Source organism: Rickettsiella endosymbiont of Rhagonycha lignosa (assembly GCF_964031165.1).
GTDB lineage: Bacteria > Pseudomonadota > Gammaproteobacteria > Diplorickettsiales > Diplorickettsiaceae > Aquirickettsiella.
Map to the genome: position 1 here is coordinate 1,323,021 of NZ_OZ035011.1, position 12,938 is coordinate 1,335,958.

At 35.6% G+C, this 12,938-nt stretch carries 11 protein-coding genes; 4 read left to right on the forward strand and 7 right to left on the reverse strand.

Features of this window, described 5'->3' with window-relative positions; genetic code table 11:
- Positions 1-9: 9 nt before the first annotated feature.
- On the forward strand, positions 10-915 hold the full coding sequence (gene htpX, locus AAHI99_RS05850) for a protease HtpX (protein ID WP_342227349.1): 906 nt from the start codon (positions 10-12) through the stop codon (positions 913-915).
- 21 nt (positions 916-936) lie between these two features.
- Here htpX and AAHI99_RS05855 read toward each other — a convergent pair whose 3' ends face one another.
- From AAHI99_RS05855 to AAHI99_RS05880, 6 genes are all read right to left on the reverse strand, one after another.
- Complete coding sequence (locus AAHI99_RS05855) at positions 937-2,889, reverse strand: 3-hydroxyacyl-CoA dehydrogenase NAD-binding domain-containing protein (RefSeq protein WP_342227350.1); 1,953 nt, start codon at positions 2,887-2,889, stop codon at positions 937-939.
- The gene (locus AAHI99_RS05860) at positions 2,889-4,220 is read right to left on the reverse strand and encodes an acetyl-CoA C-acetyltransferase (protein ID WP_342227351.1); all 1,332 of its coding nucleotides are present in this window, start codon (positions 4,218-4,220) and stop codon (positions 2,889-2,891) included. The genes AAHI99_RS05855 and AAHI99_RS05860 overlap by 1 nt, the downstream gene beginning before the upstream one ends.
- Positions 4,221-4,343: 123 nt before the next feature.
- The gene (locus AAHI99_RS05865; protein WP_342227352.1) at positions 4,344-6,593 is read right to left on the reverse strand and encodes an acyl-CoA dehydrogenase; all 2,250 of its coding nucleotides are present in this window, start codon (positions 6,591-6,593) and stop codon (positions 4,344-4,346) included.
- 42 nt (positions 6,594-6,635) lie between these two features.
- Positions 6,636-7,112, reverse strand: a complete 477-nt coding sequence (locus tag AAHI99_RS05870; protein WP_342228366.1) for a PilX N-terminal domain-containing pilus assembly protein — start codon at positions 7,110-7,112, stop codon at positions 6,636-6,638.
- A complete protein-coding gene (locus tag AAHI99_RS05875) occupies positions 7,099-7,947 on the reverse strand; it encodes a PilW family protein (protein ID WP_342227353.1) in 849 nt (282 codons plus the stop codon). The genes AAHI99_RS05870 and AAHI99_RS05875 overlap by 14 nt, the downstream gene beginning before the upstream one ends.
- Positions 7,944-8,321, reverse strand: coding sequence for a type IV pilus modification PilV family protein (locus tag AAHI99_RS05880; protein ID WP_342227354.1), 378 nt, complete (start codon positions 8,319-8,321; stop codon positions 7,944-7,946). Before AAHI99_RS05880 ends, AAHI99_RS05875 begins: the two co-directional genes overlap by 4 nt.
- Before the next feature lie 149 nt (positions 8,322-8,470).
- On the opposite strand from AAHI99_RS05880, the gene AAHI99_RS05885 reads away from it, so the two are divergent.
- The gene (locus tag AAHI99_RS05885) at positions 8,471-8,842 is read left to right on the forward strand and encodes a hypothetical protein (protein WP_342227355.1); all 372 of its coding nucleotides are present in this window, start codon (positions 8,471-8,473) and stop codon (positions 8,840-8,842) included.
- A gap of 99 nt (positions 8,843-8,941) precedes the next feature.
- Here the strand turns inward: AAHI99_RS05885 and AAHI99_RS05890 are convergent, their stop codons facing one another.
- Positions 8,942-10,438 (reverse strand): leucyl aminopeptidase, encoded by a 1,497-nt coding sequence (locus tag AAHI99_RS05890; protein ID WP_342227356.1) that lies wholly within the window; start codon positions 10,436-10,438, stop codon positions 8,942-8,944.
- 298 nt (positions 10,439-10,736) lie between these two features.
- Here AAHI99_RS05890 and lptF point away from each other — a divergent pair, with 298 nt between their 5' ends.
- The gene (gene lptF / locus AAHI99_RS05895) at positions 10,737-11,867 is read left to right on the forward strand and encodes an LPS export ABC transporter permease LptF (RefSeq protein ID WP_342227357.1); all 1,131 of its coding nucleotides are present in this window, start codon (positions 10,737-10,739) and stop codon (positions 11,865-11,867) included.
- Entirely contained in the window at positions 11,864-12,931 is a 1,068-nt protein-coding gene (gene lptG / locus AAHI99_RS05900) for an LPS export ABC transporter permease LptG (protein WP_342227358.1), read from the forward strand. The genes lptF and lptG overlap by 4 nt, the downstream gene beginning before the upstream one ends.
- The last annotated feature ends 7 nt before the right edge of the window (positions 12,932-12,938 follow it).

Consider the following 12,938-nt stretch of genomic DNA (forward strand, 5'->3'; position numbering starts at 1 on the left):
ATTATTTTTATGTTTAGTCGTATTTTATTATTCTTAGGCACTAATATTTTAGTTATTGCTACTATTTCTATAGTTACCAATTTATTAGGCCTACATAGTTACCTCACCTCGCATGGAATTAATTATCTATCATTAGCTATTTTTTGTGCGTTATGGGGCACAGCAGGGGCATTTATTTCACTTTTCACCTCAAAATTTATTGCTAAAAAAAGCATGGATTTAAAAATTATTGATCCCAACGCTGCCGTTGGTGAAGAAAAAAATATCCTTGTAGTTATCCATAATTTAGCACGTAAAGCTGGCTTAAAGGTTTTACCTGAAGTAGGAATTTATAATTCACCTGAACTCAATGCTTTTGCGACTGGGCCAACTAAAAATAATTCTTTAGTGGCTGTCTCTAGCGGCTTACTGCAAAAAATGAATCCCGCTGAAATTGAAGGTGTGTTAGGACATGAAATCACTCATATCACTAATGGAGATATGGTTACCATGACGCTTATATTAGGCATAATTAATGCTTTTGCTCTTTTTTTATCACGTATCGTAGCCTACGTAATTTCTGTAGGAGCAGCTGGGCGTAATAATGATGAAGGCTCGATAAGTGGCCCTGGACCGATGTTTTTTATGCTATCGATGGTATTTGATATTCTATTTACATTTTTAGGTAGTATTTTAGTGGCTGCTTTTTCCAGACATCGCGAATACCGCGCAGATAAAGGCGGTGCTCTGTTAGCAGGTCGAGACAAAATGATTGAAGCGTTACAAGCCTTACAAAAAGCAACGGAGCCCGAAGATACGCGCGCTCCTGCTTTGTCGACATTAAAAATATCGCATAAAAGCGGTGGATTTCGTGCTTTATTTTCAAGCCATCCACCCTTGGAATTACGCATCGAACGTTTGCAAAAAGAAGAATAATAATTAGCTTATAAAAATAGTTTACAAGTCACCTTGCTCCTTTGCATATTGCATCACACCACCGCGGAAAGGAGCAAATCCTGCCCCAAATATAATTCCAGCATCGATTAGATCACTATCTGCAACTACTTTTTCTTCCAAACACTTTTTAGCTTCATCGATCATTGGCTGAATTAAACTATCTGTTAAATTAGTGGGTGCCTTATAATCTTCAGGAATTTTTTCTTTCAAAGGCTTCCCTTGTTTATAACGATAAAATCCTTTCCCCGTTTTTCGCCCTAGATCCTTGTTAGCAACCATTTTCTCTAAACCTTCAGGTATAATACTTCCTAAAGATTCACTGAGAATTTTTGCTACAGCTAAGCAAATATCTAGACCTACCGTATCGGCTAACTCTAAAGGCCCCATCGGCATACCGAAATCTACAGCCGCTTTATCTATAACTGGCGCAGGAATCCCAGTCTGCAATAATAATACTGATTGCATTAAATAGGGCATTAATAAGCGATTAACTAAAAATCCGGGTGAGCTTTTTACAGGTAAGGGTAAGCGATTAATTTGACGTACAAATGCTAAACCTTTCTCTATGATATCCGGGGCAGTGATTGCTGATTCCACCACCTCTACCAAGGGCATTTTAGCTACCGGATTAAAAAAATGTAAACCAATTAAACGCTCCGGATATCGTAATCCTTGTTGAATATCTTCTAAAACAATACTCGATGTATTGCTAGCCAATAATGTATCAGATTTAATTTGGTTCTCTAACTGCCGAAATAAATCTTGCTTGACGTTTAAATCCTCGAATATCGCTTCAATAATAATATCTGCCCTACGTACACCATAGCCTGCTAAATCTGGTACTAGTCTATCCATAGCGGCTTGAATTGCGCGAGGTGTCTTTAATCGTTTTTGGAATAATGCATAAGCTCTCGTCATAGCCGGAGAAATATATTTCGCTTCACGATCCTGTAGAGTGACATGCAATCCTTGTAAAGCACACCAAGCAGCAATATCCCCTCCCATAGTTCCTGATCCTATGACATGAACATGTTTAAAACATATGTTATTTTTTTTTCCTAATTTCTTTAAACGTTCTTTTAAAAAAAAGACTCTCATTAAATTCTTTGCTGTAGGGGTCAAAGCTAATTCACTTAAAGAAATTGCTTCATGTAAAAATGCTTGATTTTTGACGCCATATTGTTTCCATAGATGAAGTGCAGCATAAGGCGCAGGATAATGTTTAGGATTAACTTTGACATTTAGACGACGTTGCACAATTTTGCTAATAATATTTCTCAACCAACGATAATTAGTTATTTTCTTCCAATTAATTGCAATAAAAGAATTCTTTTTTTTGATTTTTGCCGAAGCATAAAATAAAGCTGCTCGTTCAGCATGTCGCAGAGGAACAAGCTGATCAATTAAACCTAACTTAAGTGCCTTAAAAGGTGAAATTGCTTTTCCTGTTAAAATTAATTCGAGCGCAGAAGGCCCTCCCAATAAACGTGGCAAACGTATAGTTCCTCCCCAACCAGGATGAATTCCAAGCAGTACCTCTGGCAAACCTAAACGAGTTTTATCGTCCGCAACAGCAATACGATAATCACAAGCTAAAGCAAGTTCTAAGCCTCCCCCTAAACATAAGCCATTGATCAAAGCAACTGTGGGAATATTAAGTGCTGCTAATCCATCAAATACTTTTTGTCCAAGTTGAATAAACATTAGGATCTCTTCCTTGGTTTTTAATTTACTGATGGCTTGAATATTAGCACCTACAATAAAACCATTTACTTTATTAGAAGTAATAATCAGACCTTGTACTGATTTATCGTTAGAAATTTCCTTGATGATCACGCTTAATTCAGTTAATACATTTTCATCTAGATTATTGCTAGAGCTATTTTCTTTATCAAAATACAACCAAAGAACCTGTTCTTTTTGTTGCAATCGCCAATTTAAATAGCTTTTCATCAGACTACTCCCGGATTAGTTCTAGCCATATTTTCGAGTAACAGCGCACCACCTTGTCCACCACCAATGCAGAGTGTTGCTATACCATAACGTGCTTGTTTCCTTTTTAAAATATGGGCTAGATGCAAAACTATACGCGCACCACTCGCACCGACAGGATGACCCATAGCAACCGCTCCCCCATCTATATTGAGTTTGGCTTGATCTATTTTTCCTAAAGCTTGAGTTAAACCCAGTTGATTTTTACAATAATCAACATTTTGCCAAGCTGCCAAACAAGCTAAAACCTGACCTGCAAACGCTTCATTAATTTCCCAAAAATCGATATTTTCAAAGGTGAGTGCTTGTTTTTTTAAAAGCGCTGCTACCGCATGTACTGGACCTAAACCCATTTCACACGGATCAACGCCTGCCCATGCCACATCGACTATGCGCGTTAAAATCGGCAATTGATATTTTTGTACTGCTTCTTCGCTTGCTAAAATTAAAAAAGCAGCTCCATCCGTAATTTGAGAGCTATTTCCTGCAGTTACCAAACCAAAAGATTTATCAAAAAAAGGATGCAATGTAGTTAGTTTTTCTAGACTCGTATCACGACGCAACCCATTATCAAAAGAATAATAAATATTTTGTTTGTCATAAATCGGATTTATTTCTTCCTTAAAAATTCCTGCATCTTGTGCCATTGCTAAACGTTGGTGGCTTTGCAAAGAAAACTCATCCATTTCTTCACGTGTAATTCCAAAACGATGGGCAATTATTTCTGCTGTTTGACCCATTCCTAAGCCTACAATCGGATCCGTTAAACCATGTAGTAAAGCAATAATTGGTTTTAAATATTTCAGTTTAAATTGTGTAAGTAGCTTTAAACGAGCAAAGAAATTCTTAGCTAAACTCCATTCAGCAAACCAAACAGTCATTTCTTTGCTCAGTAGCAGGGGCGCTTGGCTCATCGCCTCTGTTCCACCTGCTAATACTAAGTTATATCTTCCACAAGCAATATCTAAAGTCGCACTATCTAAGGCTTGCATACCTGAAGCACAATTCCGCTGTACTGTATAAGCTGGCACTGCTTTACCACAACCTAAGCGCAATGCAATGACACGACTGATATTAGCCTCATCAGGACTTGGCATAACACAACCCGTAACCACTTCATCCAGCTGAACGGGAGTAAATGCTTGACGTGCTAATAAATAACGTCCTGCTTGTACAGCTAAATCAGAAGCTGAAAAATTTCCTGGGCCTCCACGTACTTTCAACCAGGGAGTGCGCATTCCATCCACAATGTAAACTGATCGTGCAAAATCTGATCGATCTCTAGCTTGCATAAACATTTTTCCCGTAAGTATTTTCTTGCATGAGACTAGTCAATAGTTAACGCCATTTTAATATACCTTCTGTCAGTGAATGTGCAAGTTAGCACCCTTTACAACTAAACAAAAAAATGACCATTAAAAAGCATCTACTTGCATCGCATCTTGCTGATATTTTTTAACCAAAAGACATTGTTCCATTTCTTCTTGGGTAAGAATTTTGTTTGTTAACGCTATCTTTAGCTGTCGTTCATCTAAGTTTAGCTTTAAACCTTGTTTTTTTAATTTCTCAAGAATGGGTTGTATTCTCATAAATTCCTTAAAAGCAATCTCCATACGCCCAGTTGGATCTTTTGGTTTTTTCCCTAAATAACAATCCTGAGTTATACGATCTCGGAATTTACTAGTTTTTGTCATTATTGATACTAATTGCCAATCTTGTTTGTCAGTTGGTAATTGATAAGACCGGCCTAAAGGAAAAACAATAAATTTTAGTAACTTAGCTAAAAAAGGTTTAGGAAAATTAATAAAAAACCTTTCAAATGCATATTGGATATGATAAAGACAATAATCTAATCCCCAACGCGCATAAGTATCGTCTTCTTTTGACAATGGAAATTCTTGGATATAACGAATAATGCTGGAGGCTATATAAAGATAACTTAAGACATCACCTAAGCGTGCCGATAATCGTTCTTTACGTTTTAAATTTCCGCCCAAAATTAACAAAGTAAAATCAGTGACTAGCGCTAAAGCTGCCGATAAACGCGAAATTTGTCGATAATAATAACCGAATTTCCTTATGGGCGTTTCTACAAAAAAATGACCTAAGCCGAAAGCAAATAAAAATGTTTTTAATAAATTCTTTATACAATAAAAAAAATGTTGAACTAATAGTTTATCTAAAGCAGAAATATCTTTTTTCTCAATAGCTTGCATTTCATCTCTTAAATAGGGATGACAACGTACTGCTCCTTGACCAAATAAAATAAGATTACGAGTTAAAATATTTGCCCCTTCCACTGTTATTGATATCGGTATAGCAATGTAGCCTTGTGCCAAATAATTACGTGGACCCATTTGGATACCACGTCCTCCGTGGATGTCCATCGCATCATTAATAATAGTGCGAGCAAATTCTGTCATGTGGTATTTTGCTATTGAAGAAGCTAACGCAGGTTTTAGCGAAGCATCAACTGCAGTCACTGTAAACCGACGTGTCGCTTCTATTAAATAAGTTAATCCTGCGATTCTTGCTAAAGCTGCAGCAACACCTTCAAAGTGCGCAATTGATAAATGAAACTGCTCTCTTAATACGCTATAAGCCCCTGTCATGCGATAAGCTAATTGGGCCTGTGCAGCACTGACCGCCGGTAATGAAATACCTCTACCTATCGATAAGCATTCCATCAACATACGCCAACCTTGACCTAACATTTTCTCGCCACCAATAACAAAACTGATAGGAATAAAAACGTTTTTACCTACTATAGGACCATTCATAAAAGCTAAACCCATAGGCGAATGTCTTTTCCCTATTTCAATGCCATCCAAGGAAGAAGGCACTAAAGCAAGTGTAATCCCTATTTGTTTTTTTTCTCCCAGCAACTGATCAGGATCCATTAATTTAAACGCAACGCCTATAACCGTAGCGATTGGTGCTAAAGTAATATAACGTTTATTAAAATGGAGTCGTATTCCCAGCATTTCTTTATCTTGATAAATTCCTTTACACACTATCCCATGATCTTTAAGTGCCGCTGCATCACTACCTGCATCCACAGACGTTAATGCAAAACAAGGGATTTCTTCTCCTCTAGCAAGTCTAGGCAAATAATAATTTTTTTGATTTTCTGTTCCATAATGAAGTAATAATTCTGCCGGTCCGAGAGAATTTGGAACTAACGCATTGACAGCTGCGCTAACCGAACGTGTCGCAATTTTCAATACTATAGAAGAATGGGCTAAAGCAGAAAAACCTAATCCTTCATATTTTTTTGGAATAACCATACCAAAAAACTTTTGTTTTTTTAAAAACTCCCAAACTGTAGCTGGTAGATCATGCTCTACTGTTAAAATATTAAAATCATCTAGCATGCTACAAAGCATTTCTACTTGGTCATTGATAAAAGCTTTCTCTTCATGAGTTAGGTTTGATAAAGAAATACTATGTAAAGCTTTCCAATCCGGCAGGCCGCGAAATAAATCTTTTTCCCACCACAAATCACCTGCTTCTAGAACGATTTTTTCTGTTTCGCTAATAGGTGGGAGTATTCTGCATAAATAAGATAAAAAAGATTTAACTAGAAAAAATTTTCGCAATGGTGTTACGCACAACAATATTATCAAAATCAAGATAAAAAAACATAAACTAATCATTACCCACATTAGTTACTCCAATAATCTAGGTAGCAAACTCAATTTATTACTTCAAGATGTACTGCTTAATTCTCGCCAAGAACTACGTCCAGTTTTTGTTAAAGCAAGCTCTCCATGCTGACAAGCTACTTTTGCTTTAACTGCATAAGTAGTTTTTAGCGTAAGCACTCCTACTGTCATTTGTTTTGCTTGTACAATAACGTCATAAATATAAGCTAAGCTTTGATTAATACAATACGGTGTTATATGTCTTATAATTTTTGAGCTGATTTGAAAATCAGCATAATTAAAATGCTCATGCAACTCAGAAATAAATGTCGAAAAACTTGTAAGTCGATGTTCTGTTAATTTTAACCCAGCTTCCGCAGCATAAAATTGCTGTGCTGTAATGACCATATTTTGACTCATACGTAACTCTAAATAAGAACTACTCAATATCGATAATGTCATTAAAGACATAATAAAAAGAAAAAATAATACCGTCACTAATATAAATCCTTGTTGATTACTTTCTTTATATTCGCTCACGCAATCCAATTACTTGCTTCCATTCTTGTTGCAATTGATTGTTGTCTGTCAATAATAGTCTAATTTCTACACTACGCGCATTTGCCCAATGTTTTACCTCATTAGCATTCTGATAATACAAAGTCCCGTCATTATTTTTCATACCCAATTTTATCGACATTCTTTTTATCCCTTCAATTAATTCTGTAGGCTTGTAAAAAGATTGATTTAAATTACGCCGATATAAAGCATAAATAGGCTGCCCTATTTTATTCATACGTCCTGTATCGGCAATGTAATAAATAATTTTGTTAAAGAAACCAATTTCACTACCTTTTTGATAGCTATAAGTCAGATGGATATTGTTCCAATTAATAAGCTCCGCATGTTGGCAATCACTGATGAGTAAACTATCTTTAGACCGAAATACCATTTTATTTGCCAAAACAATATGCCTAGACTTTGCTTCATTTACTGAAAAAGTATTGGGATCAAGAAATTGGATTAAAATTACATCACTATTCTTTTGATACTGAGCAAGCTTAGGTAAGCTTAACTTTGCTGTCGTATATCCTTTATGCCAAACTACCAAGCTAGTATTGGCTGATAAATGGTTATTTAATGTCATAACGTCGATTAAACGCACACAACCAATAAAACCTGCCATGCGAATATCATGGCTGAGTAAGTGAAAAGCAAGGCGTGCTTTGATGGGGATAATATTCAAATTCTGAGTTAATTGATAAATATTTTTGCTATAAATAAAAATATTTATAATTCCTACACTAAGAAATAAAGACAAACTTATTGCTATCATTAATTCAATCAAGCTATATCCTTGCTCTCTGTTTTTCATGCAGTAAATAATAAAGTGAGAGACGATTGAAATTTTGAAAAAGGAGAGAACCACTGAATTTTGCTTTGATAATTAGATAAATTAAGTTGCGATATCTGCCCCATTCCTTTCGGAAAACTTTCTTCTATCTCTTTTTTCCATAGGATTAATGCTTGTTGCAAACAACCCGGCTGAGATTTACAAATTCTAAAATTCTCAGCAAGTTCCACATTTGTTAAATCGGCTAAATTGATTAAGTAAGCATGTTCACTGGCATGCAAAGCCATCAATTGAGCTTGAGCAAAACCCAATAGACTAAAACTTAATATTGCTATAGCAACCATAACTTCAATTAAGCTAAATCCTTGTTGACTTAATAGCACTAAATTTTTCACTTTTATTTTAACTTAATCATTTCCGATTAAATTATTATATTAATAATTTAATAGTTATGCAATAAAACATTCACTAGCACTTTAGCTAACTTTAATAGTAGACTTCAGCGCCTTGAAATTTTCATAATAATAAAAAGAGTTTTTCGACTATGAAAAAAAAAATAATCAGTGTTTTTATTAGTGCCATATTATTGTCGGCTTGCGCAGGCAAGACACCAAATCCAATTCCTCAACATCAACCAGGTGATGAAAACTTAAGCTGTAGCGCATTGAAGCAAGAATTAATGGATAATCAAACTAAAATAACCAATCTTATTCCTAAACAAAATAAAACCGGTAAAAATGTTGGTTTAGGCATAGCAGGGGCTTTTTTAATTGTTCCTTGGTTTTTTATGGACTTTTCTGATGCTGAACGCATAGAAATTCAATCTTATCAATTACGTGATAATTGGCTACGCACACTTTCAGCACAAAAAAAATGTTCCGCTTTACCACCTGCTATTAAATTTCAGGGGCAATAAAAACCTATAAATCCATTAATCTAAAAAAGCATTAATTTGTATCTCTCCCTGACTGATTAATCATAGGATAGGGAGAGATAACAGATGATGAAAAGCATTTTATTTCTTGTTATTTTCGCAACGATTCAATAAAAATTGTACAATTAAAGATACCGGTCGACCTGTCGCCGTTTTTTCTGGCCCGCTTTTCCAGGCTGTTCCAGCAATATCTAAATGTGCCCAATTTAATTTTTTAGTAAATCGAGATAAAAAACAAGCAGCTGTAATACTCTTACCGCCACCCACACCCACATTAGAAATATCGGCTACATTGCTGTCGATTTGTTGCTGATATTCATCCCATAAAGGTAACAGCCATACTCTATCTTGACTTTGTTGACCCGCTTTTTCGATTTCCAAAGCAAGTTCCATGCTATTACTCATCATACCCGTCGCTACTGCACCTAATGCAACAATAATAGCACCCGTCAAAGTAGCCATATCAATAACCACATCCGGGTTAAAACGTTCACTATAGGTTAAGGCATCTGCCAAAATTAAACGCCCTTCTGCGTCAGTATTAATGACCTCTACATTTAACCCCGATAGTGTTTTTATCACATCACCAGGCTTAACTGCGGTACCACTTGGTAAATTTTCAGTTAATGGCATTATACCTACCACATGAATAGGCAATTTAAGTTCAGCAATAACTCTTAAAATTCCCATCACACTAGCAGCACCTGACATATCATATTTCATTTCTTCCATTCCAGCAGCAGGTTTTAAACAAATTCCACCTGAGTCAAAAGTTACCCCCTTTCCGACTAGCACAACAGGTTGTTGTTCTAATGCTCCCTGATATTCTAAAGTAACAAACTTGACAGGTTCTTTAGAACCCTGCGCTACGGCTAATAGTCCACCCATACCTTCTTTTTTTATTGCAGCTTCATCTAATATGTTAATCGTAAGGCCGGTATCATTCGCTAGTTTTTTGGCTTGTTCCGCCACGATGCTGGGTGTACATAAATTAGCGGGCAGATTAGCTAGATCTTTAGTTAATTTTATTCCATGAGTAATGGCTGTAGCCTGTTTTATTGTCTCTGTGACTTTCGCCGATTCTTTAGAATTGGGAAGATTAAAAATAAATCTTTTCGGTGAAAATATTTTATTTTTTTTATCTGTTTTTAATTCATCAAAACAATAAAAACAATCTTCAATAAGCTCGATACTTTGACGTACCTGTTTATCAAGATCACACGCTTTCATTGAAATATCAGTTAAAAAACTTGTTATTTCATCAACTTGTACCGCTTTTAAGGCACATGCCATACAACTAATAATTTTACGAAAATCACCTACTGATAAATTGGATTCTTCTCCACAATAAACTAAAAGAACGCGTGATGCAGATATTCCTGGAACATTATAAAGCATAATGCTTTTACCATATTCTTCTATTAAGTCACCTTTATCTAAAATTTTGTAGATATATCCCTGGCTATGTTTATCTAATAGCTGAGCAGATTGAGAAAGTCGTTTACCTTGAAAAATACTGACGATTAGACAATCACTTTTCTGTTTAATAAGATCAATAGAATTGATAGAATATTGCATAGTCACCTCAAATTATTTTATTAATAACCCCTGCATTTTACGACATACATCCTTAAAACTCATAAGGAGCGAGATATCCGCTCATTGAATGACCCAAGCCAAGTTTGGTTCAGCCATACTAGAGGAGAACTGAAGTTCTCCTCTAGAAAATCTTCATAGTGAGATATAAGCACTTCAAAGTGCAAACAAGCACCAATGTGCAATGAGTATAAACCAGTTTACCTAATTTATACTTATTTGCTAGATTCAATACTCTCTTTATGAAATAATTTGCGTTCTTCTATTTTTAACCTACAAAATGATTCTTTTTCGTTATCTAACTCGAGAGGTACTTACTAGTCTTTCTCTCATAACTAGTCTTTTATTCCTGATTCTAATGAGCAATGAATTTGTTCATTATCTTAATCAAGTAGCAGGCGGGAAATTTGCCGCGAGTATTTTATGGGAATTGATAGTTTTAGAATCTCCTCGTTTTTTAGCCATACTTCTCCCTTTTAGCTTATTCCTTGCCATATTGTTCACCTATGGTCGCCTTTATGCCGATTATGAGATGACAGTGCTTAACGCCTGTGGATTCAGTTTAGGTCGATTAACCCGTATGAGTCTACCCTTTATTTTCCTGCTAACTGTTATAGTGGCTAGCTTAAACCTTTGGTTAAACCCTTTTTTATTAAGTTATCAGAATAAACTGCTGAACCAGACTGGAACAGCCGTGGAATTACAAACCGTACAGCCTGGAAGTTTTCAACAAACTAATGGAGGTCATCGTATTGTTTACGTTGAAAGTGTCTCAGCAGATCATAAAACAGTAAAAAACATTTTCATGGCACAAACAAACCCACAAAAATTACCATCCGAGATAACGCCTTGGACTATACTTAGTGCTAATAGTGGTTACCAAATGATTGATCCAGTCACCAAAGAGCTTTTTTTTGTTGCAGTGGAAGGAAAACGTTATCAAGGAATTCCAGGCCAAACAGAATACTATATTACACAGTTTCTAAAATACGGAATCCGTATTGATTTAGATACTAGCACAGCTAATAAACAACAAGATGCTTTGTCAAGTATTACTTTATGGAATGCGAGCCAAGCTAATAAACCTAGTTATTTTTCTGAACTACAATGGCGCCTTTCGGCACCAATTTCAATTTTACTTTTGGCTTTGCTAGCTATACCACTCAGCAGAGTTAATCCAAGACAAGGAAAATATCTGCATATATTACCTGCCATAGTCATTTATATTATGTATCTTAATTTATTACTGGTAGGACGTAATTGGATAGAAAATGGAGATATCTCTTACCGCTGGGGCCTATGGTGGATACATGGCCTACTCTTTCTTACCATAATATTTGCCTGGTGTTATGCTTTAGGATGGAATAGGGTCAAATATAACTTACTCCATTTAGTTAAACTAAGACCATGAAAATCATCGATCGTTACTTAGGCAGAACCATTATCAGCACTACCCTTTCTGTCCTTGGAATATTATTAATTCTGTTTTCCCTAATTAAACTAATTGCAGAAACCCGGGATGTAGGAAATGGTCATTATACTTTAGCAAGTGCTTTTTATTACGTATTGCTGACCCTACCATCCCAATTTTATAGTTTTTTTCCTGTAGCTATCTTGTTAGGTAGCATTCTTGGTTTAAGTGTTTTAGCAAAACACAGTGAACTAATGATATTACATTCTAATGGTGTCTCTCTTTATCAAATGGCATGGAGTTTAATTAAAGCTACTTTGCTGGTTGTTTTTCTAGCTGTTTTGATTGGGGAAGGATTAGCACCGCGCGCTGCTCGTCTAGCAGAAAATCATAAGTCTTTTCTTACCACAAATGGCCAAACGCTAATGACCCAACAAGGAGCTGTTTGGATTCGAGATGGGCATAATTATATTTATATTCAATCAATTTTGGATCCAACTCATTTAAATAAAGTCAGTCGTTACCAATTTGATGATAATAATAATCTATTGGAAGCAAGCTTTGCCAAAGAGGTTAATTATGAAAAAAATACTTGGAATGCCTATGATATTGCAAGCAGTATAATTACCTTAAAAAAAACTCAAGCCAAACATATAGCACATGAAATTTGGCCACTTTCTTTTAGTCCTAAGCTTTTGAATATTTCTATTATTAAGCCAGAAGAAATGTCTTTAAGACAGCTTAATGATTATATTCATTATCGTCGAAAAAACCTTCTAAACGTCAGTCGTTATTCTTTAGCTTTTTGGCAACGTATATTACAACCAGCTGCTATATGGGTTATGCTTTGTTTGGCTATTCCTTTTACTTTTAAACATTTAAGAACGTTAGCTACCAGTCTGAGGACTATTGCAGGAGTTGCAGTAGGGTTTGGTTTTTACCTTTTAAATGATTTTTTTGGTCCATTTGCCATTGTCTATCAATGGCCGCCCTTTTTAGCTGCACTACTTCCTATACTCATTTTTATGTTCATCGCTATTATATTAATGCGTTGGGCACGATAGCTCGAGG